Annotated in this window: 21 protein-coding genes; 6 read left to right on the forward strand and 15 right to left on the reverse strand. The window is 64.6% G+C overall.

All coding sequences use genetic code 11. The features are described 5' to 3' along the window. Nucleotides 1-28: 28 nt before the first annotated feature. Nucleotides 29-1,411 carry an NAD(P)/FAD-dependent oxidoreductase gene (locus LJF27_RS21650; RefSeq protein ID WP_306341239.1) on the reverse strand — a complete coding sequence of 461 codons (1,383 nt, stop codon included), beginning with the start codon at nucleotides 1,409-1,411 and terminating at the stop codon, nucleotides 29-31. Then, nucleotides 1,395-1,661 (reverse strand): acyl carrier protein, encoded by a 267-nt coding sequence (locus LJF27_RS21655; RefSeq protein WP_003097589.1) that lies wholly within the window; start codon nucleotides 1,659-1,661, stop codon nucleotides 1,395-1,397. Before LJF27_RS21655 ends, LJF27_RS21650 begins: the two co-directional genes overlap by 17 nt. Before the next feature lie 652 nt (nucleotides 1,662-2,313). On the opposite strand from LJF27_RS21655, the gene LJF27_RS21660 reads away from it, so the two are divergent. Further along, on the forward strand, nucleotides 2,314-3,282 hold the full coding sequence (locus LJF27_RS21660; protein ID WP_003122611.1) for a LysR family transcriptional regulator: 969 nt from the start codon (nucleotides 2,314-2,316) through the stop codon (nucleotides 3,280-3,282). Nucleotides 3,283-3,340: 58 nt separating this feature from the next. After that, nucleotides 3,341-4,855, forward strand: coding sequence for an NAD(P)/FAD-dependent oxidoreductase (locus LJF27_RS21665; RefSeq protein WP_003097592.1), 1,515 nt, complete (start codon nucleotides 3,341-3,343; stop codon nucleotides 4,853-4,855). Between the two features lie 63 nt (nucleotides 4,856-4,918). Here the strand turns inward: LJF27_RS21665 and LJF27_RS21670 are convergent, their stop codons facing one another. The 9 genes from LJF27_RS21670 to LJF27_RS21710 form a co-directional block, all read right to left on the reverse strand. Further along, nucleotides 4,919-5,968, reverse strand: coding sequence for a type III polyketide synthase (locus LJF27_RS21670; protein WP_003097595.1), 1,050 nt, complete (start codon nucleotides 5,966-5,968; stop codon nucleotides 4,919-4,921). A gap of 171 nt (nucleotides 5,969-6,139) precedes the next feature. Then, nucleotides 6,140-7,099, reverse strand: coding sequence for an aliphatic sulfonate ABC transporter substrate-binding protein (locus LJF27_RS21675; RefSeq protein ID WP_003097598.1), 960 nt, complete (start codon nucleotides 7,097-7,099; stop codon nucleotides 6,140-6,142). 135 nt (nucleotides 7,100-7,234) lie between these two features. Next, nucleotides 7,235-8,191, reverse strand: coding sequence for an ABC transporter substrate-binding protein (locus tag LJF27_RS21680; RefSeq protein ID WP_003097601.1), 957 nt, complete (start codon nucleotides 8,189-8,191; stop codon nucleotides 7,235-7,237). A gap of 11 nt (nucleotides 8,192-8,202) precedes the next feature. Continuing rightward, on the reverse strand, nucleotides 8,203-9,189 hold the full coding sequence (locus tag LJF27_RS21685) for an aliphatic sulfonate ABC transporter substrate-binding protein (protein WP_003113358.1): 987 nt from the start codon (nucleotides 9,187-9,189) through the stop codon (nucleotides 8,203-8,205). Nucleotides 9,190-9,296: 107 nt separating this feature from the next. Beyond that, on the reverse strand, nucleotides 9,297-10,448 hold the full coding sequence (locus LJF27_RS21690) for an acyl-CoA dehydrogenase (protein WP_003451590.1): 1,152 nt from the start codon (nucleotides 10,446-10,448) through the stop codon (nucleotides 9,297-9,299). Nucleotides 10,449-10,452: 4 nt separating this feature from the next. After that, nucleotides 10,453-11,535: an LLM class flavin-dependent oxidoreductase gene (locus tag LJF27_RS21695; protein WP_003097607.1), complete on the reverse strand. Its 1,083-nt coding sequence runs from the start codon at nucleotides 11,533-11,535 to the stop codon at nucleotides 10,453-10,455. A gap of 9 nt (nucleotides 11,536-11,544) precedes the next feature. Next, nucleotides 11,545-12,489 carry an ABC transporter substrate-binding protein gene (locus LJF27_RS21700; protein WP_003097609.1) on the reverse strand — a complete coding sequence of 315 codons (945 nt, stop codon included), beginning with the start codon at nucleotides 12,487-12,489 and terminating at the stop codon, nucleotides 11,545-11,547. Between the two features lie 9 nt (nucleotides 12,490-12,498). Next, nucleotides 12,499-13,566, reverse strand: a complete 1,068-nt coding sequence (locus LJF27_RS21705) for an LLM class flavin-dependent oxidoreductase (RefSeq protein ID WP_003451593.1) — start codon at nucleotides 13,564-13,566, stop codon at nucleotides 12,499-12,501. 339 nt (nucleotides 13,567-13,905) lie between these two features. Continuing rightward, entirely contained in the window at nucleotides 13,906-14,802 is an 897-nt protein-coding gene (locus LJF27_RS21710) for a LysR family transcriptional regulator (RefSeq protein ID WP_003451596.1), read from the reverse strand. A 112-nt stretch (nucleotides 14,803-14,914) separates the two neighbouring features. Here LJF27_RS21710 and LJF27_RS21715 point away from each other — a divergent pair, with 112 nt between their 5' ends. The 4 genes from LJF27_RS21715 (at nucleotide 14,915) to LJF27_RS21730 (ending at nucleotide 18,758) form a co-directional block, all read left to right on the forward strand. Beyond that, nucleotides 14,915-15,520, forward strand: a complete 606-nt coding sequence (locus tag LJF27_RS21715; RefSeq protein WP_003097613.1) for a 3-mercaptopropionate dioxygenase — start codon at nucleotides 14,915-14,917, stop codon at nucleotides 15,518-15,520. Then, complete coding sequence (locus LJF27_RS21720) at nucleotides 15,517-17,100, forward strand: rhodanese-related sulfurtransferase (RefSeq protein WP_003451599.1); 1,584 nt, start codon at nucleotides 15,517-15,519, stop codon at nucleotides 17,098-17,100. Before LJF27_RS21715 ends, LJF27_RS21720 begins: the two co-directional genes overlap by 4 nt. Nucleotides 17,101-17,524: 424 nt before the next feature. Next, nucleotides 17,525-18,040 carry a hypothetical protein gene (locus LJF27_RS21725; RefSeq protein ID WP_124176077.1) on the forward strand — a complete coding sequence of 172 codons (516 nt, stop codon included), beginning with the start codon at nucleotides 17,525-17,527 and terminating at the stop codon, nucleotides 18,038-18,040. Nucleotides 18,041-18,080: 40 nt separating this feature from the next. Next, nucleotides 18,081-18,758, forward strand: coding sequence for an SOS response-associated peptidase (locus tag LJF27_RS21730; protein WP_124176076.1), 678 nt, complete (start codon nucleotides 18,081-18,083; stop codon nucleotides 18,756-18,758). A gap of 359 nt (nucleotides 18,759-19,117) precedes the next feature. Here LJF27_RS21730 and LJF27_RS21735 read toward each other — a convergent pair whose 3' ends face one another. The 4 genes from LJF27_RS21735 to LJF27_RS21750 all read right to left on the reverse strand — a co-directional run bounded on the left by LJF27_RS21735 (nucleotide 19,118) and on the right by LJF27_RS21750 (nucleotide 20,755). After that, the gene (locus LJF27_RS21735) at nucleotides 19,118-19,381 is read right to left on the reverse strand and encodes a hypothetical protein (protein ID WP_058202743.1); all 264 of its coding nucleotides are present in this window, start codon (nucleotides 19,379-19,381) and stop codon (nucleotides 19,118-19,120) included. A gap of 35 nt (nucleotides 19,382-19,416) precedes the next feature. Beyond that, nucleotides 19,417-19,683, reverse strand: a complete 267-nt coding sequence (locus tag LJF27_RS21740) for a hypothetical protein (RefSeq protein WP_128458702.1) — start codon at nucleotides 19,681-19,683, stop codon at nucleotides 19,417-19,419. A gap of 65 nt (nucleotides 19,684-19,748) precedes the next feature. Continuing rightward, entirely contained in the window at nucleotides 19,749-20,129 is a 381-nt protein-coding gene (locus LJF27_RS21745) for a hypothetical protein (protein ID WP_033866942.1), read from the reverse strand. Next, nucleotides 20,126-20,755, reverse strand: a complete 630-nt coding sequence (locus tag LJF27_RS21750) for a glycoside hydrolase family 19 protein (protein ID WP_124176074.1) — start codon at nucleotides 20,753-20,755, stop codon at nucleotides 20,126-20,128. Before LJF27_RS21750 ends, LJF27_RS21745 begins: the two co-directional genes overlap by 4 nt. Nucleotides 20,756-21,625 lie beyond the last annotated feature (870 nt).

Below are 21,625 nucleotides of genomic sequence, written 5' to 3' on the forward strand. Positions count from 1 at the left end.
AATCACTCCTCCATGTGGGTATTGCCCATCAGAACGCCGGTTCTGCGGTCGGCACCTGCATGTCACCGAGATACTTGTGCCAGAGGTGATCGGGATCGCTTTCCACGGTGGCGACGATTTCGTGCATCTTGTCCAGGACCTTCAACCGCTCGCCGCTGTACACGTCGCCCTGGAGAAGCTGGAGCACATCCAGGCGATAGCGAGGGTCCTGCACGAAGGCGGTGAAAAGGATGTTCAGGCGGTAGTAGAGGGTGATGAACTCGTACCAGTTCTTGATGCCGTTGCGGATCATTCCCTCGTACTCGGCGAAGCTGGCCTTGCCGAAGTCGTTGTTCCTGACCGCAGCGATGATGTCCTTGCTGGCAATGCGTGCGCTGTTCAGGGCCACGCTCACACCGCTTGAGAAGATCGGGTCGACGAAGCGCGCAGCGTCGCCGACCAGGACGAAGCTGTCGCCGCAGACCTCTTTCATGCCGTAGCTGTAGTCCGCCTCCTTCTTGAACGGACGCACCTGTTCCGAGGCTTTCAGGGCGTCGTAGAGGTTCTCGCGGGTCTTCACCGCCTCCCAGAAGAAGTCGTCGTATGAAAGGCCGGATTTCGTGTAGTTCTGCTTCTGCGTGACTACGCCGATGCTGGTGATGGTCTCGGTGATCGGGATCTGCCAAACCCAGGTGTTGGTCAGAGGCAGGAAGTGGATGAAGATGTAGTCGACCTTGTCCGGATTGCGCGTTGCCGAGCGACGATCGAAATTGTCGAACCAGGCGTGGATGGCGAACTGGTTGAACACCGGGTCCTTTTCCCGCAACCCCAGGCGCCGCCCGAGCAGGACATGGCGTCCGCTGGCGTCAACCACCATCCTGGTCCTGATGCCGACCTTCTGGTTGCCGAGCTTCACATTAAGGCGGACATCACCGGGCTTCACGAAATCGACGTCCGCCACCTCGACGCCCTGGAAGACCTTCGCGCCCAGCGAACCGGCGTGCTCCAGGAGTATGCGGTCGAACTTGCCGCGATCGACGTGGAACGTGAAGTCACGATCGACCCCTTCCTGCTGGCGCTCGTTGAAGAGGATCTCCGCCGCGCGGAAGTCGTGGTCCAGCCCCTGGAAACCCATCTTGTCTTCCGGTCCGGAATCCGCCGAGGTCCAGGCGGCACCGAACTTGCGCGGGAAGTTGGCCTTCTCGATCTTGTCCATCACGCCGATGTCCAGCAGGACCGGCGTGGTGGCCGGCACCAGGGACTCTCCCACATGTTCGCGCTCGAACAGCTCCTTCTCGAATACGGCGCACGAGATACCAGCTTTGGCCAGATAAGACGCCATCGTGGAACCGGCTGGGCCTCCGCCGATGATGCCTACGTCGAAATCATAATCACCCATGAGAAACTCCCTCGATTCAAGCCGGTTCGGCATTGAGCTGCATGACGGTCGTGGAAACCGCATTGATATCCCGGAAATACTTTCCAGTTATGTGCGTCGAGGGAATATGCACTCCCATTTCATCCCTGACGAAAACTATAAGCTTCACGATATTCATGGAATTCAATATCCCCCACTCGAGCAGCGGAGTATCGTCCTGCAACTCGTTTTCCTTAACACCATCACCGACAAGGTCGTCGATAATATAACGACGTATTTTTCCCTTAATCTCTTCCATATCCATGAGCACGTCCCCTAGAAGTTCATTAAGCGGCACGAATTAAATTGCCAGCCAACCTTCCACGAGAACATTTGGAATTTGAATAGCGCAATCCGCAAAAGGCCTTTGCGGCTGCGCAAAGGCGCTCTAGGACGGTACGGGGACTATCGCGCAACGTTCCCGGAAGGAATCGCCATGGCAACCGTCCAAGCCGCTGCAAGCAATGGCATGCGGGAGCTCGCGGTTCCCTGAAGAGGCTGCGCCGAGGCCGGACGACCTGCTAATTGTCACAGCTTGACAATGACTACCAATTACAATATTCGCGCGCAGCGCAACTACAGGATCCACTCCCCGTCACCTTGATGCAGATCAAGGGACGAAGAGCATCTCGACCATTGTATGAACATGCCTAAAGTATCTGCCTGAAGTGAAACGATACACGCGCTCGAATCGACTCTCCTGGTTACGTCCGGCTATATCTTCCGGTTTCGGTTTCATGACTTTCCAAGGTCAACAGGATGTCGCCGCAATCGAATGACGGGGTAACTTTCCGATGTCGCAACTGCTTACACCTCGCTCTTGACATCCTTCCATGATGGTCATACAAGGGGATAGCGAATCGCCAGTGCATATTAACTGGCAATATATAACTATAACGCTTCAAGGTATTCATAGGATGAAAACACTTGGATTTAGCGATGATTTCGACCTCTATATATCCGTAGCACTTACCGGTAGTTTTTCGGAAACCGGCAGAGTCTTCGAGATGCCCGCTTCATCGGTCATGCGCCGAATAAACAACCTCGAGGAAAAACTCGAGACCAGACTCATCAATCGCTCGACCAAGAAACTGGTCTTGACGGAAACCGGTGCTCTGTTTCTAAAACACGCCAGGAAAATATCCGAGAACATCAACCAGGCCAGAAACGAAATAAAGGAACACACCTCTTCGGCCGTAGGTACGTTGAGAGTCTCGGCACCGGTCGCGTTCGGCCGGCGACATATCGCACCACTGGTCAGCACACTGCTGAAAAAGAATCCCGGCCTCAAACTGGATTTCTCCCTGAACGACAGGATTGCCGATCCCGTCGGGGAAAAACTCGATCTCTGCATCCGTCTCGGCATCCTGCCGGACAGCAGCCTGATCTGCTCGAAGCTGGCGGGGCTACGCCGGGTGCTCTGCGCCAGCCCGGAATACCTGCTGAAGCACGGTCTGCCACGCACCCCGGAAGAACTCGAACGGCACACCTGCCTGCAACACAACGGCTGCAGCAACGCCTCATTGAGCTGGCAGTTCAGCAGCGCCGACATTACCAGGCGAATCAGGATCTCGCCGGTCAGCCGCCTGTCCGTGAACAGTGCCGAGCTCCTGGTGGAAGGAGCCTTGCAAGGTTTGGGGATCATTCATGCGCCGACCTGGCTGGTCCACGAAGAAGTGGCCAGCGGCAGGCTGGTGACCTTTCTCGACCGACACGCTCTGCCGGAGCAGGCACAGGGTGGCATCTACGCACTGCGACCGCAGGGTTCGGTGGTACCGGCGAAGATCTCGCTGTTTCTCAGCGAGCTGAAGAGCGCAATCGGCGAGACGCCCTACTGGGACCTGCCGTTCCAGCAGACGCCAGCTCAATTGGCCGGCTCCTTCTAACATCCGCGTCACGCACCACGACACTTTCCAGATCCACCACGACAAACCGGGTTAGTTCATGAGTCGTACGTACGACATAGTCATCATTGGCAGCGGTATCGCAGGCTCGATTTCGGCAGCGATTCTGGCGAAGCACGGTCTGAAAACTCTCATCCTGGATGCCGGTCAACATCCGCGATTCTCCATCGGCGAGGCCATGACCCCCGAGAGCGGCCTGCTCCTGCGCCTCCTCGCGCAACGCTTCGGGATCCCCGAACTGGCCTTCATCGCCAGTCCCGAACAGATCGTCCGACACATCGGATCGTCCGCCTGCGGGATCAAGCTGGCATTCAGCTTCGCCTGGCACGCTGCCGGCGTGGACAGCGCTGCCGAGCATGTCGTCGCCCCGCCGCTGGACGCTCCGGAGGCCCACCTGTATCGCCAGGACATCGACTTCTACGCCTTGCTGCTCGCGCTCCAGCACGGCGCGAACGCCCGCCACCACACGCGCATCGAAGGATTCGAGTTCCTTCCCGAGGGTGTGGCCATCCGTCTCGCCGACGGCGAAAGCCTGCAAGCTCGCTATGTCATCGATGCCGCCGCGCAGGGATCGCCGCTCGCACGTCAACTGGGCGTGCGCACCACCGATGGCCTGGCAACCCACACCTGCTCCTTCTTCACCCATATGCTCAACGTGAAGGCTTACGAGGAAGTCGCCAGCAACACCGACCAATCTCCCATCCCCCTGTTCCAGAGCACGCTCCACCACATCTTCGAGGAGGGCTGGCTCTGGATCATCCCGTTCGACAACCACTCCGAGAGTACCAACAGGCTATGTAGCGTGGGCTTCCAGTACAACTGTCTGAAATACCAGCCCAGCGGCACGCCGGAACAGGAGTTCTCCAGGTTGCTGGACCGATATCCGTCGATCGCCCGGCACTTCACCGAGGCCCGCGTAGCGCGTGACTGGGTGCATGCGCCACGGCTCAACTACCGTAGCCGGACCATCCTTGGCGAACGCTTCTGCCTGCTGGCACAAGCCGCAGGTTTCATCGACCCGCTGTTCTCCCGCGGCCTGATAACCACCTTCGAATCCATCCTGCGCCTGATGCCCCGATTGATCGACGCCGTGCGCCAGGATCACTGGCAACTGGACAGATTCGCCAGCGTCGAGCGTCACCTGCGCAACGCGGTGGCGGTCAACGACCGCCTGGTGTCCTGCTCGTACGAAGCTTTCCGCGACTTCCCGCTGTGGAACGCCTGGCATCGCGTCTGGCTCAGCGGTTCGAACCTCGGAGGCGCCTATCTGGGTGGCTTGCTGCAGGCACTCCGCGACGGCCAGTCCGGCTCGGCGTTCGATGCCCACCTCGAGTCGGCGCGCTGCCCCGGCCACCTGTCGTTCGACGCCCCCGGATACGAGGACTTCTTCGAAAGCGCCTGTCGGGTGATGGACGGGGTGCGACAGAAGCGCCTGTCATCGGCGGATGCCATCTCGACCCTGCACCGCCTGCTCGGGCAGCACGCCGCAGACCTGCTGCCGTATGACTATGCCAACCTGGACAATCGCTTCCTGCGCAAGTGCAGGGTTCAATAGCCAGGCCCGAGGTCCGGCGCGAGCGAATGCCAGACTCACCCGCGCCACTTCGGTCCGGGCGTTTCAGTCCGTCCACTGTCCCAGCGCCATCTCCGCACTGAAGCCTGGGCCGAAGGCGGCCAACAAGCCCCTGGCGCCAGCTTCCGGCGGATTTTCGAAAAGCCTGCGAAGCACATCGAAAACCACCACGCTGGCCACGTTGCCGACCTCGGCGAGGCTGGCTCTCGACGGCGCGACCTGCTCCTCGGCGAGCGTCAGATGGGCCACCAGTTCGTCGAGTATCCTGCGGCCGCCCGTGTGGAATATGAAAAAGTCGCAACGGGCGCATACCTGGTCGAAATGCTCGCGGCTGAGCCGCTCCATCTCCGGCGCCACCGCCGAGATCGCCTTCATTACCGCCTTGTCCAGGCGAAAATGAAAACCGGTATCGAGTACCTCGTAGCGAATGTAGTGCTCGCTGTCAGGCAAAAAGAAGGAGCCGGTGGCTTCGACCCTGAATCCCTTCGCCCCATCGTCGGCACGCAGCACGCAGGCGGAGACGGCATCGCCGAACAGCGCGCCGGCAACGAAGGATTGCAATTGGGCATCCTGCGGCTGGTAGCACAACGAGGAAAACTCCAGGGACACCAGCAGCACATGACGGTCCGGTCCCTGCCTGGAGAAATCGTAAGCGCGGGCAATGGCGGCTGCTCCGGCCACACACCCCAACTGAGCGATGGGCAACTGGACGGTGGAGCCCGGCAAGCCCAGGTCATTGATCAGGTGAGCGGTCAGCGACGGCATCATGAAACCGGTACAGGAGGTCACGACGACCATGCGGATATCCTGCGGGCGCAGGCCGGCGTTACGTAAAGCCTGACGGGCTGCACGGGAAGACATCCGCCGGGCCTCCTGTTCGTATAACTCGCTGCGCCGTGCGATGCCCCGGTGTGCCGTCAACGCCTCGATCGGCAGCAACAGGTGGCGTTGCCTGACCTCGGTGTTGCGGATCATCCGCGCGGCCAGGGCCAGCTGCGGGTGGTCCCGGTGCAACTGTTGCAGGTGCTCGATCATTTGCTGCTGGGTAATGATGTGTTGCGGAAACAGTACGTGGGGAAGACAGAGCGTCGACATGGCATTGCCTCAAGCTGATCCAATGGGAATGGCGCGGGCACACGCGACGCGCGTGCCCGCGGAGCGTTGGTCGCGGCCAACGCTCTCTTCCGGGTATCACACTGGAAAGCAAAAGGGGCGCCGCACCACGCTGCCACGTCGGCATCGAAGGGTTCGGGGCAGCCGCGCCGCTCAGTGCCGCGGCTGCCATACCTCCACGGCGCGCGCATCCACCGGTTTGGGTAGCAGTCCCTGGGCGTGGAAGGCGTCGGCGATGCGCTGTTGCTCGTCGAGACCATCTGCGCTCACCGGTTGTACGTCGTAGCTGCGCCGCGCATTCGCCTGCTCGACGGTAGCGGCATCGAGATTGCCCCACAGCGGCCCCAGCACCTTGGCCGCGTCGGCCGGGTGGCTCTTGAGCCAGCGCCCGGTGCGCTGCAGTTCGGCGAAGACCTGCTGGAGCACTTCAGGATGTTTCCTGGCGTAGTCGCTGGAGGCGAGGTAGTAGCGCTGGTAGCTGGCCAGGCCCTGGCCGTCGGCCAGTACCCGCGCGCGTTGCTGGCGCTGGGCGCTTGCCACGTAGGGGTCCCAGGTCACCCAGGCGTCGACCTTGCCGTTCTCGAAGGCGGCGCGGCCGTCGGCTGGCGTCAGGTAGGCTGGCTGGATGTCGGAGAACTCAAGCCCGGCGCTGGCCAGCGCGGCGATCAGCAGGTAGTGGCTGCCGGCGGCCTTGGTCACGGCGATGCGCTTGCCCTTCAGCTCGGCCAGGGACTTCAGCGGCGAATGTTCGCCGACCAGTATCGCCTGCGCCGCGGGCGAAGGTGTTTCGCGGGCGAAGTAGGTCAGGCGAGCACCCGCCGCCTGGGCGAACACCGGCACGGTGTCGGCGACGTCGGCGGAGAGATCGACGTTGCCGACATTGAGCGATTCGAGCAACGGCAGGCCGCTGGGGAACTCATGCCAGGACACCCGGATGCCCTGCCTGGCCAACTCGCGCTCGAAGGTGCCCTGGCTGCGGATCAGGGTCAGCAGAGTCGAGGATTTCTGGAAGCCGATGCGCAGGACCTCCTCGGCCTGTGCGCCACCAATGCCCGACAGGACGACGGAAGCGGCAAACACGATGGCCAAGCGACGCAGGAACGGACGAGACATGCGATGACTCCTGGGATAGGTGCGAGCGCCCGCAGGGACGGGAGTTCCAGCTGCCGGCGACGGAACGGATAGATTATTGGAATAAAAAACAATCGATAAATAACTTATAGTTATCAATTAATGCCCGGACAGCGCCTACCGGATATCCGCATCCGACGCCTGCCTGACCGCAAAGCCGCTGGCGAAGGTCGGCCGCACATCGAGGCGCTGCGGAATCAATCCATGGGCCTGGTAGAAATCGGCGGTCTCCTGCTGCTGGCCGAGCGTTCGCTCATCCAGCGCCTGCCAACGCAAGCGCCGGCGTTCGAACTGCAAGCGCGCGGCGTCCTCGGGGAAGCCGATGATCTGCGCCAGGCTTCGCGAATACTCGTCCAGGTGCAGGTACGCCCAGCGCTGGGCGCTGGCCAGGCGTTGCAGGTAGTCCTGCAGCACGGCGCGTTTCGCCGGGTCGGCCAGTGCGCTATCGGTAGCAGCGAGGAAGCTGTTGCCAGCCCACAGGCCGCGCCCGTCGACCAGTACCCGAGCCTTGTCGGCGGTCTCCGCGAACGCGGTGTAGGGCTCCCAGGTCGCCCAGGCATCCACGGAACCATTGGCGAGGGCCATTTTCGCGTCCACCGGGCCGAGGAAGCGGAATTCGACGTCCTTCTCGCCCAGCCCGACCGAGGCCAAGGCCTTGAGCGCGACGAAGTGGCCGATGGAACCGCGGCCGGTGGCAATGCGCTGACCTTTCAGGTCGTTGGCCGAGCGCAGCGGCGAATCCCCTCTCACCAGCACGGCGGTACCGTAGGGATCGGATTTGTCGACGGCGATGGCCTTCAGCCGGGCACCGGCGGCCAGGGCGAAGAGCAATGGCGCGTCGCCGATGATGCCGGCATCCACCGCACCGGCATTGAGTGCTTCGGCGAGGGGGGCGGCGGCGGGGAATTCGAACCAGCGGATGTCGTAGGTCAGGTCGTCCAGCGCGCCGGCAGCCTCCAACTGGGCGCGCATGTTGCCCTTCTGGTCGGCCAGGCGCAGGGTCACGCGCTCGTCGGCACAGGCCTGGCCGACGAGCAGGCAGAGAAGCAGGAACAGGCTCAGGGTCTGACGCATTCCGTAACTCCTCAACGCTGGCCGACGCGGAGGTCGGCGGGCAACTGGCGGGCCACTTCGGCGGCACCGGCGGACAGGCTGAAGTCGAACGCCGGGGCGACCTCCAGCGACTTCGGCAGCACGCCTTCGGCATGGAAGAAATCGGCGGCGGTCTGCAAGGTGGCGGCAACCTCCGGACCGAAGACCACAGGACTGATGCGCGCCTCGCCAACCCAGCGCCGAGTGACTTCGCGCGGCATGTTCAGATCCTTGGCCAGGGCCTCGGCGAACGCCTCCGGATGCCTCAGGGCCCAGGCCTGGGCACGCGCCAGGCGGGTCAGCAGGTCGCTGATCGCGGCCTTCTTGCGGGCGATCGCAGCGTCGCTGGCCAGGGCATAGGAGTAGCCGGTCATGATCCCGGCACCGTTGTCGATGACCCGCGCCTGATCGAGCAGCACGGCGCTGGAGGTATAGGGCTCCCAGGGCACCCAGGCGTCTACCGAGCCGCGCACCAGGGCGGCGCGGCCGTCCACCGGACCAAGGAAGGAAAAGCTTACGTCCTGCGGTCCGAGGCCGGCGCGACGCAACGCGCCAAGGGCGAGGAAATGCCCCCAGCCGCCGCGATTGACGGCAATGCGCTTGCCCTTGAGGCCGGCCACCGAACGGATCGGCGAGTCCTTGCCGACCACCAGCGCCACGGTCGCCGGGTTGAAGTGCCAGGCGCCCACCGCCTTGAGCGGCGCGCCGGCAGCGTAGACGAAGAGGAACGGGATGTCGCCGGTAAAGCCTATGTCCAGGGCCCCGGCGTTGAGCGCCTCGAGCACCGGTGCACCGGAGGGGAACGCCGACATTTCCAGCTTGTACGGCAGGTCGTCGAGCTCGCCGGACGCGCGCAGGGCGGCGTAGCGGTCGCCCTTCACATCGCCCAGGCGCAGGCTGATGAGGTCGGCGGCGCTGGCGGCTCCAGCCAGCAGGGTCGCGGCCAGCAGGCCGGCAAGCACACACAGGGGTCGTTTCATGGGCAATCTCCAGGCAGCTCCGCACGGAGCCGGGGCTATCCTGGGCTATCCGTTCCGCCGGTGCGGTCGCCGACAAGGCCAGGGTCGAGAATCGTGGGAGGTACGTTTCAAAGACTCAGCGCCGCCCTCCCCGCCGCGCTCCAGACGCTATCTTTCTGTGGCGTGTGGACACGTCCGCAAAGCACGTCGCGGTAGTGCCGCTGTAGCGGATTGTGCCGGCTGAGGCCGTGGTTGCCGCTCAGTTCCAGGGCCTTCTCGACCACCGCCAACGCGTTGTCGATGACCGCGACCTTGAGCAGCCCGGAGTCGCTGGCGGGCAACTGTCCGCAGCACGCGGCATCGAGCAGCAGGCGGTTCTGCAGGAGCAGGCCGTCGATCTCGCCGAGCGCCTCCTGCATCCTCGGCAGGCTCGCCAACGGCGCGCCGAGACTGGCCGGCACGCGCTCGCGCAGCCAGCCGACGAGCCACTCGCGGGCGCTCCCGGCGATACCGTCGTAGAGAGCGCCGAGCAACACCGCGCTAGCCTGGGCGAAGTCGCGCAGCACGGCCTGGTCCGGCGCCGGAGGCTGGTCGTGGGGATGCAGGCCGATGGCGTTTTCCAGAGGCACCGCCACCTCTTCGAAGAGCACCTCGTGGCTGCCGCTGGCGCGCATGCCCAGATGGTCCCAGCTCTCCACGATACGGATGCCTGGGCTGTCGCGGCGCACCAGCCAGGTACCCACGCGGGGGATCGGCTCGTCGCTGCGCGCCCATACCGCCAGCCAGGTCAGGCCGGGAATGCCGGTGGTGTAGAGCTTGTGCCCGGACAGCTGCCAGCCGTCGCCGACACGCCGCGCCAGCGTACCCGGCAGACCGCCGCGTGACGGCGAACCCAGCTCGGGCTCCACGCGCAGGCTATTGATCAACGCCCCCTGCTCCAGCACCTCGCGCGCCACGCGCCGCTTGAGCGCGCCGGGCCAATCGGGGTTATCGGCCAGGCGCCGCAAATGCAGGTACTGCATGCACAGCACCAGGGCCGTGGAGGGTTCGCCGCGAGCCACCGCGCCGATTACCCGGCGCAGCTCGCCGAGGCTGGCGCCGGGACCGCCGAGCGCAGGCGGCAAGGCCAGGGCGAGCAGCCCGTAGTGTCGCAGCAGGGCCAGGTTGGCATGGGGAAAATCTCCGCTGCGGTCATGGGCATCGGCGCTTTCCGCCAGTTGCCGGGTCAGTTCTGGCAGCCGTTCATCGAACGCCGCCGAGGGAGTCTGCAGGACGGCCATGGGATCAGGCCGTGGCGCGCCGGCGCTCGCGCTCGGCGACTTTGGCGCGGGTCAGCGGGATCAGCTCGCGGCCATATTCCACGGCATCGGCGAGGGGATCGAAACCGCGAATGAGGATATTGCGCACGCCCAGGTCGTAGTAGGCGAGCAGGGCGTCGGCCACCTGTTCCGCGGTACCGACCAGGGCGGTGGAGTTGTGCCCGCCACCGACCAGCCTGGCGATTCCGGTCCAAAGGCGCTCGTCGAGGCGCTCGCCCTGCTCCACCGCCTTGAGCAGACGCTGGGCGCCGACGCTCTGCGGCTTGCCCTTGGGGAAGCCGGCCTCGCCCAGGCGCGCGCCGGCGCTTGCGCGTATCGCCTCGGCCTTGGCCCAGGCCTCGTCCTCCGTGCGCCCGAGGATGGGCCGGAACGACAGGCTGAATTCCACTTCGCGACCATTCGAGCGCGCCTGTTCGCGCACAGCGGAGATGGTTTCGGCGGCCTGTGCCAGGGGTTCGCCCCAGAGCATGAACACATCGGCCTGCTTGCCGGCGACCTTCAGCGCGGCTTCCGAGGAGCCGCCGAAATACACCGGAATGTGCGGTTTCTGCTGCGGACGGATGGCCGAGAAGGCGTGCTCCACGCGGTAGTGCGCGCCGTGGAAATCGAAGGGTTCGGTGCTGGTCCAGGTGCGCTTGAGCAGTTCGATGAATTCGTCGCTGCGGGCATAGCGCTGGTCGTGGTCGAGATAATCGCCGTCCTTGCGCTGGTCGGCGTCGCTGCCGCCGCTGATGATATGCACCGCCAGGCGCCCGTCGAGGAGGTGTTCGAGGGTCGCCAGCTTGCGCGCGGCCAGGGTCGGGGCGACGAAACCGGGGCGGTGCGCCAGCAGCAGACCGATCCGGGAAGTGGCCAGGCCAGCGGCGGCGGCCACCAGGAATCCATCCGGCTGGTCCGACCAGTAGCCGACCAGGATTCGATCGAAGCCGGCCTCTTCGTGGGCGCGTGCGAAAGCGGCGATGTAAGGCTTGTCGAGGATAGGTCCGACCGGCGCGAGGGTCTCCGAGGCCAGGCGATGGCCGATCATGCCGAGAAACTGGATGCTCATGGTCCGTACTCAGTGGAAGGCTTCGTTGAAGGACGTGTCGATCACCGTGGAAGTGTCGAACGGCTTGGGCAAGGCACCGGTCTGCAGCAGGAAATCCGCGGTCTCCTGGTAGTCGGTGGCGGCCTGGGCGTCTACCGGGCCGACGCTCATGCCGGCCTGGCCGATCCAATGGCGGGAGACTGCCCGGTCGAGATTGGCCTTCTGCGCCCAGAGGTCAGCGTACTGCTCCTTGTGTGCCTCGACCCAGGCCCGTGCCTTGCGCAGGCGGCCGAGGAAGTCGGCGATCTGCGCGCGCCTGGGCTCGATGGAAGCAGCGTTGGCGGCGATGCTGGACAGCCCCGGCATCAGGTCGCGGGCGGTGAGAATCGGCCGTGCGCCGGAAACCACGATCTGCTGCGAGATATACGGCTCCCACACCGGAAAGGCATCGATGCTGCCGCGCGGCAAGGCGGCGGCGGCGTCGATCGGCATCAGCTTGACGAACTCCACGTAGTCCTTCGGCAGGCCGGCTTTCTCCAGCGCGCGCAAGGTCAGTTGCTGGCTCCAGGCACCGGGCCAGTAGGCGACTTTCCTGCCCTTGAGATCGGCAATGCTGCGCACCGGAGAATCCTTCGGCACCAGCAGGGCTATGGTATCGGGGTTCTGCCGCGAGACGCCGACCAGCTTCACCGGCGCACCCTTGGCGGCGAGGAAGATGAAGCCCGAGTCGCCGAGGAAACCCAGGTCCAGCGCTCCGGCCTGCAACCCTTCGGCCACCGGCGCGGCGGACTGGAAATGCTTCCATTCGACCTGGTAAGGCGCGCCTTCGAGAACTCCCGAGGCCTCCATGGAAGCCCGAACGTTGTAGTAGTTCTGGTCGCCCACACGCAACGTCGGCAGCTCTGCGGCCTGGGCCAGGGAGGCACCGAGCAGAAGCGTGGCGAAGCTGGTTAGCAGGTATTGCTTGAGTTTCATCGGAGCTCCTCAACCGGCGTGCCGCAACAGCGGCAGGCGGGCGATATGGTCATGTATGGCGGGAATCAGGCCCTGGCCGTAGCGCACGGCGTCGCCGAGCGGATCGAAGCCTCGAATCAGGAAGGTCGAGACGCCCAGCCGGTAGTACTCGCCAAGCGCAGCGGCAACCTGCTCGGGGGTGCCTACCAGGGCGGTGGAGTTCCAGCGCGCCCCGGTCAGCCGGGCCACGCCGGTCCACAAACGGCTGTCGAGCACCTCGCCCTGCTCGGCGGCGGCCAGCAGGCGCTGCGAACCGACATTCTGCGGCTGGTGGTCGCGCAGCGGCAGACCGAGGCGCGCACGGTTCTCGCGGACCTGTTCGAGCACCTCGGCGGCACGCTTCCAGGCGGCCTCCTCGGTATCCGCGACGATCGGCCGGAATGACACCGAGAAGCGCGGATCGCGTCCCTGGGCCTTGGCGGCGGCGCGCACTCTGCGGATATGCCCGTCGACCGCGGCCAGCGGCTCGCCCCAGAGCATGTAGGTGTCGGCGTGCCTGGCGGCGACCTCGATGGCTGCGTCGGAGGAGCCACTGAAATAGATCGGTATGTGCGGCGACTGGCGCGGGCGCACCGCTGGCGAGGCGCGCTGGAAGCGGTAGAACTCGCCGTCGAAATCCACCGGTCCCGTGGCGGTCCAGATAGCACGCAGGGCTTGCAGGTATTCGTCGGTACGGGCGTAGCGGCGGTCATGGTCGAGGTAGTCGCCATCGCGCGCGAGGTCCTCGTCGTTACCACCACTGACTACGTTCAGGGCCAGGCGGCCCTCGCTGAACTGATCCAGGGTAGCCAGTTGGCGTGCCGCCAGCGGCGCTGCAATCACCCCCGGGCGATAGGCCAGGAGAACGCCAAGGCGCCGGGTGGCAGCGGCGACGAAGGAACTGACCACCGCGCCCTCGGCGGCATTGCTGAAATACCCCACCAGCACCCGGTCGAAGCCGGCGTCCTCATGGGCCTGGGCGAAACGCCGGACGAAACCGGCGTCCACAGCCTCCCCCAACGCCTGGTCCACCTCGGAACTCGGTGTGGCGGTGATCATGCCGAGAATTTCCACGCTCACGCTGTTGCCCTCGCCTGGGCCGCTCGACTGATAAGGTTGGCGGCTGTCGTTATAAGAAAAACATCTGCATGGGAGCTTTTCTTAGAAGCTACAGGCTGAAACTACATGATGGAAATTCATTTTTGTCATATCTTAATATGCTAAACGCGCATATTTAGCTTTTCCGTCTTTGCGTTTCCCAAGGCGGACACTATGCGTAGCCGCCCTCGCTCCCTCTTCCCTCTGAAGCGAAAAGGGGCTCGCAGGGGAATGTTGATCCCGACTGCAGCCCCTTCTCATTCACGCTCCCGTCTCCCGGGGATCTCCCGGCGCCGCTACTCAACCGGCTTGCATATCCAACCCCTCGGCCACCGCCCTGCCGAACAGCCGTGCCGGCGTCTCCAGATTGCCCAGCAGGCGCGGACGCACCAGCCAGAGCTGGATCAGCGGCTGGAAATCCTCCAGTTGCAGCACCTGCAACTGATCGCGGTAGCGGCTACGCGCCAGGGCCGGCGCCGGCACCAGGCCGAGACCCCGGCCCGCGGCGACCAGGCCCAGTTGCAGCTCGCTGCCGAAAGTCTCGAGGTTCAGTTGCAGGCCCAGGCCCTGATCGGCCAGGGCCCGTTGCAGGCCGGCACGGAAGCCGCAGCCATCGGGGTTGAGCACCCAGCCATGGTGGTAGCAATCGAGCAGGCGTCGCGCCTGGATGGCACTGTCGCGGGCGACCACCACGCAGAGTTCCATGCGCCCTAGGGGCGTGGCGCCGAGTTCTTCGGGGAATACCTTGCTTGGCGGAAACAACACCACTGCCGCGTCCAGTTCGGCATTCTCCAGGCGCGCCAGCAAATGGCTGCCCCAGCCAGTGCCGACCTGCGCGCGCAGCTCCGGGTACTCGTCGGCCAGCCGCCGAAGGGCATCCAGCAACACCACCTCGCCGATACTCTGCGGCACGCCCAGGCGCAGCACGCCACTTGGTGTGGAGTCACCGGCCACCAGTTCGCGCAGGCCATCCACCTCGCGCAGCACCCGCCGGCACTGTTCGTAGACCTGCAGTCCGCTGGCGGTGGGTTTGAGCGGCTTGGTATTGCGGTCCAGCAATGCCACTCCGAGGGACTCCTCCAGGCTCTGTACCCGCCGGGTGATCGCAGACTGGGTCAGGCCCAGGCTCTCGGCGGCCTGGCTCAGGGAAGCGTTGCGGATCACCGCGACGAAGGCGTCGATGTCATCGATTTTCATGGGGCCGGCACCAATTGCATTTCTCGCATATTAGCTTAGATTCAAAATGCATTTCAGGAATAAAAAAGCGTTTGCTACCGTACCGCCAGAACTTCCCGGAGTGAATCCCCGCATGTCATCCATCCTGCGCCTCGACCGCCTGCGCCAGTTCATCGGCGAGCTGGCGACACTGCTCGACAGCCGTCCCGACGAATCCACCCTGCTCGCCCAAGCCCACCCCCTGCTGGCCGAGCTGGTGCGCCAGGACGACTGGCTGCCGGAAGACTGCGCCCGCCCCGATCCACAGCGCTACCAACAGTACCTGCTGCATGTCGACTCACGGCAGCGCTTCTCGGTGGTCAGCTTCGTCTGGGGGCCGGGCCAGATCACACCGGTACACGATCATCGGGTCTGGGGCCTGATCGGCATGCTCCGCGGGGCCGAATACTCGCAGCCGTACGCCTTCGATGCGGGGGGGCGTCCGCATCCCAGCGGAGCCCGTCGACGCCTGGAGCCCGGCGAGGTCGAAGCGCTGTCGCCACGCATTGGCGACGTGCACCAGGTGAGCAACGCCTTCAGCGACCGCACATCCATCAGTATCCACGTCTACGGCGCCAATATCGGTGCGGTACGGCGTGCCGTGTTCAGCGCCGAAGGTGAGGAAAAACCCTTCATTTCCGGCTATTCCAACAGCCGCTTGCCCAATATCTGGGACCTGTCGAAAGAGAACCCCGCATGAGCCAGATCGCCGTACGCACCTTCCACGATATCCGCGCCGCTCTCCTCGCCCGCCGGGAGCTGGCGCTGCTCGACGTGCGCGAGGAGGACCCGTTCGCCCAGGCCCATCCCCTGTTCGCCGCCAACCTGCCGCTGTCCAGGCTGGAACTGGAGATCCATGCCCGGGTGCCGCGCCGCGACACGCCGATTACCGTCTACGACGACGGCGAAGGCCTGGCGCCGGTCGCCGCGCAACGCCTCCTCGACCTCGGCTACAGCGACGTGGCCTTGCTCGATGGCGGCCTGTCCGGTTGGCGCAACGCCGGCGGCGAGCTGTTCAGGGATGTGAACGTGCCAAGCAAGGCCTTCGGCGAACTGGTGGAGGCCGAGCGCCACACGCCATCGCTGGCCGCGGAGGAAGTACAGGCTTTGCTCGACGCCAGGGCCGACGCGGTGATCCTGGATGCCCGTCGTTTCGACGAATACCAGACCATGAGTATCCCCGGCGGCATCAGCGTGCCCGGCGCCGAACTGGTGCTGCGCGTCGCCGAACTGGCGCCGGACCCGCGCACCCGGGTGATAGTCAACTGTGCCGGGCGCACTCGTAGCATCATCGGTACCCAGTCGCTGCTCAACGCCGGCATCCCCAACCCGGTGGCGGCATTACGCAACGGCACCATCGGCTGGACGCTGGCCGGTCAGCAACTGGAACACGGCCAGACGCGACGCTTCGGTGCGATCTCCCAGGACACTCGCAAGGCCGCCGCCCAGCGCGCCCGTGCCGTCGCCGACCGCGCCGGCGTCGAACGCCTCGACCTGGCCGGTCTGGCCCAATGGCAGGACGAGCACGACCGCACCACCTACCTGCTCGACGTACGCACGCCCGAGGAATACGAAGCCGGTCACCTGCCTGGCTCCCGCTCCACGCCCGGTGGCCAGCTGGTTCAGGAAACCGACCATGTCGCCAGCGTGCGCGGCGCGCGCCTGGTACTGGTGGACGACGATGGCGTACGCGCCAACATGAGCGCCTCCTGGCTAGCCCAGATGGGCTGGCAGGTCGCGGTACTGGACGGACTCTCCGACGCCGACTTAAGCGAGAGAGGCGCCTGGAGCGCGCCGCTGCCGAGGCAACCCCGGGCCGACACCATCGACCCGACCACCCTCGCCGACTGGCTGGGCGAACCGGGCACCCGGGTGCTCGACTTCACCGCCAGCGCCAACTATGCGAAACGCCACATCCCCGGCGCCGCCTGGGTATTGCGCAGCCAGTTGAAGCAGGCACTGGAACGGCTGGGCACGGCCGAGCGCTACGTACTCACCTGCGGCAGCAGCCTGCTGGCGCGCTTCGCCGTGGCGGAAGTCCAGGCACTCAGCGGCAAGCCAGTGTTCCTTCTCGACGGCGGCACCAGCGCCTGGGTCGCCGCGGGCCTGCCGACGGAAGACGGCGAAAGCCTGTTGGCGTCGCCGCGCATCGACCGCTACCGCCGCCCCTACGAAGGTACCGACAATCCGCGCGAAGCGATGCAGGGCTACCTGGACTGGGAGTTCGGCCTGGTGGAGCAACTCGGTCGCGACGGAACCCACGGCTTCTTCGTGATCTGAAGCCATTACCCGACGAAATCGGAGAGTCATCGAATCGACGCCGGGCAGGCTGCGGAAACGACCCGGAAGTGCGGAAGAGCGGCGCCCCGAAAATGCAAAAGCCCCGCTCAGCGGGGCTTTTCAGTACGCGGATATGGCGGAGGCGGTGAGATTCGAACTCACGGAAGAGTCTCCCCTTCGACGGTTTTCAAGTCTATCGCTGAATTCAAGGATTATGCGGGTTGCGGCTGGATTTCGTTTCCGCAATTCAGACATTTTTCCTTCGATGGATGCCGCTTGCTGCCTGGGTCGATTCTTAAATTGCGGAAATGATTTCGCCCTCCTCCAGACATGCCTGAGCGCCACTCTCCGCTCGTCGGACGCCCTCGAATGCTGGATATTCATACAGCATAATTTCCGGCCCACTCGTCCGCCGGAGATTCCCATGCCCTACTCCGACCCTAGGCATTGCCATCATCAGCGCGTAACACAATGGCTTGCAGCGATGCGGCAGCATGCTGCCTGGCTGTACGCCGCGGATGAGCAGTACCTTTACCTTGTCGGCGAGGTCAACGAACTCTATCAATGTGGAATCGTAGGGTTGCAGGACAGGCACGACATGGTCACCGACGCCCTCGGCATGTACTCCTGGGCGATCGAGCACGGCATCACGCGCGAGACGCACTACTGCTCGGATTGCTGCTACGACGTGCTCGACGCCGGCAATGTCGTTGGGAGCGTGGACGACGAGGGCATCTACCACGGGCCCGCACCCGGACGACAGCGGCTGGGCTACCTCGGCCGGGATCCTCTGGACGGGATAACATACTTGCGCATGGGCCAGGCGCTTGAGCGCGCTGGCATCGTGCGCGGCCTGGTGATCGAGCTCGACGCTGGCGGCACGCTGCAACTCGTCGAGCAGGTCCCTGATGACTTCCGGCCATGGCGCTGGGCCACCTGAACTACCCTTACCGCACACCCACTTCGTCTGGAGCGATGCGATGTGCGGCAGGCTTTCGCAGTACACGGGACTTCACGAGTTCGTCGACGCGCTGTCGATGCCCAACGTCCTGGTCAACCTGGTCGGCGAACAGCCACAGCGCTACAACGTCGCGCCGTCAACCCAAGTGACAACGCTACGACTCGAAGGGGACGCCCTGGTCGCCCAGGCGATCAGATGGGGCTGGCGGCCTTTCTGGGCTAGGGACCGCGCGGCGCCGATCAACGCCAGGGCCGAGAAGGTCGCCCACGGCAGGTTCTTCAGCGCGGCCTGGAAACACCGAGCGCTGACGCCGGTCAGCGGCTGGTTCGAGTGGGTTGATGAAGGCGGCACGCGGAAACAGCCGTATCACATCCAACATGGCGACGGATCGCCGATCCTATGCGCGGCCATCGGCCAGTTTCCTGCCCTCGATGACGAACCGGGAGAACAGCATGGGTTCGTGATCATTACCTCGGACGCCGAGGGCGGCATGGTGGACATCCACGATCGGCGTCCCGTCGTGCTATCACCCGAGCTGGCACGCGAGTGGCTGGATCCGGCTACGCCGGCGGAGCGCGCGGAGCAGATCGTGTTGCTGCAGGGCCAGCCAAGCGAAGAGTTCACTTGGTACGCGGTCGACCCAGCAGTTGGGAACGTTCGAAATCAAGGCCCGCATCTGGTAGTTCGCCAACTATGAGCAGAGTCGGGCGGCTATGCGGTGAAGTACCCATCTCTCGGAACCGCCCCCAAAACCGACAGAACCTCCTGTTGGATATGGCTATCACCACATGCCACCAGCAGAGAACAGCCGGGTTCCGCTGCTACAAGCTCTTTCAGCAAGAGGGCCTTCACGTCGTCGACTCTCGAAATGCACAGAACCGCGTCCGGTAGGCAATCGCGCGGAGCCACGGATATCCCGCTAAACGAGCACGCTACGTGCACCAAAACTTCTTTCCCCTCAACTTGAGTTCGGAGGAGCTCGAAGCCAGTCCCGTGCTGCAGGGATGCTCTACTACTGTTGATCTGCATAGGTGTCACCACCAAGCCAGCCCCACCTCAACGCTCTGCCTCGTAGGCCGCAACGCCCGTCCCTATGGCACGCCACTCATCCTGCGGCATGCGCGCGTCGCAGATGAAAACCTCGACTTCGCCGCCTTCCTTCGGCTCCGCCGGCCGGATCGCTGCATGCCGGAGAATCGTCTGCATGTCCGGGACGTAGCTGCTCTCCGAGCCGTGGAATGACCAGATGCCAAACTTCCCTGCTCCCCCCACCTGGTGGTCGAGTTTCACCGACCAGCCCTTGAATCGAATGACCAGCATGCCCTGCCCTCGTAGGAAAAGGCCGTAGTCTACTCCTAATCCTGGCAGGCCTGGTTCGCAGCCAGGAGCTGCGCCTCGTATCCGATCCTCTGCAAGCGTTCGGCGAGCAACGCACGGACCTTGGTCTGGATATCGTCGCTCTTCTTCAGCCCAGCGGTTGCCCAGGCCGGCACCTCCACCGCCGGCACCCGGCACGGCACCGCCACCGGCACTTCTACGCGCACCGTGCGCGGCTCGGCTTCCTGCCGGGCGGCGCATCCCGCCAGCGCGAACACCAACCCCAGCACCTGCACCACCTGCACCACCTGCACCACCTGCACCACCTGCACCACCTGCACCACCTGCACCTTTCGCCACGCCTGCAGCTTCATAGCCCCAGTTCCTTGTCGATGACCGCCTCTGCCGCTGCGCACTGATCACCCTCGGCGCGCTCCTGCTGCAGGCGCTGCGCGGCGGCGAAGCGCTGGCCTGCCTGCTGCTGAGCATCGACAACCGCCTGGGCGGCCTTCGCCTGGCGCTGCTCGGCCTGATCAGCCAGGCCGGCGATGGCCGCGTTCTGCTGGCCTACCAGGGACTCCAGGTTGCCACGGGCCGCGCGACAGGCCGTCAGGCCCTGGGCGGCCTGGTCGAGCTGAGGCCGGTAGTGCCCGGCGGTCAGCCAGGCGCCCAGGCCGGCGCCGGCGACGACCATCAGCAGCGCGGCCAGCACCAGGGCCAGGGGCTTCCAGTAGCTGAGGAGCCAGGTCATGCCAGCACCGCCTTGGCCTTCTCCCACAGCGCCAAGCGATCCGCCTGACCGTTCGTGCCGCCGTTGATCCGGCGGGTGATGGCGGCGAACTCGCCCCGGTCGGCTAGGTCGTTCAACCCGTGACTGGCCCACCACCAGGCCGCCGACAGCGCAGCGAACTCCGGCTGCTCGAGCAACTCGGGTTCCTGCTCCAGCGGCTGGCCCAGCCCGGCGCCGGCGGCGCGGTAGTTCGACCGGCCGGTGATCTGTAGCAGGCCACGCCCGCGGAACCGCCAGCCGTCGCCCGACGCCTCGTCGCCATTGCCGTTGCGCGAGGCGTAGGCGTTGTTGGCGATAGCCCGGGGGTTCCGCGCCAGGCGCTGCGCCAGAGCATTGGGCTGGCCGTCGGCGCCTAGGTATCGGCTCGGCCAGGTCGCCGCCAAGCCACGCGCACTGTAGTTGAGGTTCTCCACCAGGTGGGTCAGTTGGGCGCTCTCGTGGCCGACCTGGGCGAGGAATGCCGCCGCGCGCACCGGCGACGTGATACCGAAGCGCGTCATCCCGCGGTTCAGCGCACCAACAAAAACGCCGGCTCGAGGGCCGGCGTTCGGGTAAATACGCAGCAGTTGCTGCTCAGTGATAGGCATGTGGGCTCCAAAAACGACGAAGCCCGCGCAGGGCGGGCTTTCGTTCGTCGATAGGTGTTGTCAGGCTGGTAGCTGATCCGGCAGCGGATACCTGGCCTTGATCTCCGGCTACCCAAGCACAAAAAGGCCCGCGCGATGCGGGCCGGTCATTCAGCCTCGGAAAGTGAGTCAGGCGGAGCCGGCATCGACAATCGGACATCGATCCAACTGTTGAGCGGGACATCCAGCGGGGCGCCCTTCCCGAGCACCATTTCTCCGTCGTCACTGAGTGTCCAGCGCTGCTTGTAGAGACGGATCGTGACCGTCCCATCCTCAGCCTGTTCGCTATCGGTGATACCGAGCGGGCGACCGCCGTCGGGAGACGCAGGATCGATCACCCGCCAACCCTCGGTAGCAAGCCCCAGGCTTCCAACTATCCGATACACACCTACGTCGAGGCGCACAACGCTCACTCCCCGCGCCTCTTCGTTGGCCACCGCCCAGTCGCCGGCCGGCTCGAAGTCCAGTTCCTGCAAATCAGGGCGTTCGGACTCGCTGATGTTCGCGATACGGACCACGGGCGACGCTGCCCGCAGAGTTCCATCTGTAGCCCGCGTCGTGTTCGCCGTGGTGTAAAGCTCGTACCATGCCTGCCAGGTACCCCCGGCTTTTCTCCTTGCGAACAGACGATTGCCTACCCGGTACTGGTAGATCTGGTACTCGGTGGCAATGTCATATTGCGTCGAAAGCAATCCGGACCCCACTTCGGATGCCAGGCCAGGCGTATTCGCTGCCCCGTTTGCAACACCGTAGAAGCCAGACGATGGCACCCCATTCAGGTCAGCAACGGGAGCATTTCCGGAAACCAGGATTTCGGACCATGCCTGCCAT

It is taken from the genome of Pseudomonas sp. 203-8, assembly GCF_020708595.1.
Taxonomy (GTDB): domain Bacteria; phylum Pseudomonadota; class Gammaproteobacteria; order Pseudomonadales; family Pseudomonadaceae; genus Pseudomonas; species Pseudomonas aeruginosa.

Coding starts and splice junctions, on each gene's coding strand:
- LJF27_RS21650 (WP_306341239.1), bottom strand. CDS start 1,411: ATGCCGAACCGGCTTGAATCGAGGGAGTTTCTCATGGGTGATTATGAT.
- LJF27_RS21655 (WP_003097589.1), bottom strand. CDS start 1,661: ATGGATATGGAAGAGATTAAGGGAAAAATACGTCGTTATATTATCGAC.
- LJF27_RS21660 (WP_003122611.1), top strand. CDS start 2,314: ATGAAAACACTTGGATTTAGCGATGATTTCGACCTCTATATATCCGTA.
- LJF27_RS21665 (WP_003097592.1), top strand. CDS start 3,341: ATGAGTCGTACGTACGACATAGTCATCATTGGCAGCGGTATCGCAGGC.
- LJF27_RS21670 (WP_003097595.1), bottom strand. CDS start 5,968: ATGTCGACGCTCTGTCTTCCCCACGTACTGTTTCCGCAACACATCATT.
- LJF27_RS21675 (WP_003097598.1), bottom strand. CDS start 7,099: ATGTCTCGTCCGTTCCTGCGTCGCTTGGCCATCGTGTTTGCCGCTTCC.
- LJF27_RS21680 (WP_003097601.1), bottom strand. CDS start 8,191: ATGCGTCAGACCCTGAGCCTGTTCCTGCTTCTCTGCCTGCTCGTCGGC.
- LJF27_RS21685 (WP_003113358.1), bottom strand. CDS start 9,189: ATGAAACGACCCCTGTGTGTGCTTGCCGGCCTGCTGGCCGCGACCCTG.
- LJF27_RS21690 (WP_003451590.1), bottom strand. CDS start 10,448: ATGGCCGTCCTGCAGACTCCCTCGGCGGCGTTCGATGAACGGCTGCCA.
- LJF27_RS21695 (WP_003097607.1), bottom strand. CDS start 11,535: ATGAGCATCCAGTTTCTCGGCATGATCGGCCATCGCCTGGCCTCGGAG.
- LJF27_RS21700 (WP_003097609.1), bottom strand. CDS start 12,489: ATGAAACTCAAGCAATACCTGCTAACCAGCTTCGCCACGCTTCTGCTC.
- LJF27_RS21705 (WP_003451593.1), bottom strand. CDS start 13,566: ATGATCACCGCCACACCGAGTTCCGAGGTGGACCAGGCGTTGGGGGAG.
- LJF27_RS21710 (WP_003451596.1), bottom strand. CDS start 14,802: ATGAAAATCGATGACATCGACGCCTTCGTCGCGGTGATCCGCAACGCT.
- LJF27_RS21715 (WP_003097613.1), top strand. CDS start 14,915: ATGTCATCCATCCTGCGCCTCGACCGCCTGCGCCAGTTCATCGGCGAG.
- LJF27_RS21720 (WP_003451599.1), top strand. CDS start 15,517: ATGAGCCAGATCGCCGTACGCACCTTCCACGATATCCGCGCCGCTCTC.
- LJF27_RS21725 (WP_124176077.1), top strand. CDS start 17,525: ATGCCCTACTCCGACCCTAGGCATTGCCATCATCAGCGCGTAACACAA.
- LJF27_RS21730 (WP_124176076.1), top strand. CDS start 18,081: ATGTGCGGCAGGCTTTCGCAGTACACGGGACTTCACGAGTTCGTCGAC.
- LJF27_RS21735 (WP_058202743.1), bottom strand. CDS start 19,381: ATGCTGGTCATTCGATTCAAGGGCTGGTCGGTGAAACTCGACCACCAG.
- LJF27_RS21745 (WP_033866942.1), bottom strand. CDS start 20,129: ATGACCTGGCTCCTCAGCTACTGGAAGCCCCTGGCCCTGGTGCTGGCC.
- LJF27_RS21750 (WP_124176074.1), bottom strand. CDS start 20,755: ATGCCTATCACTGAGCAGCAACTGCTGCGTATTTACCCGAACGCCGGC.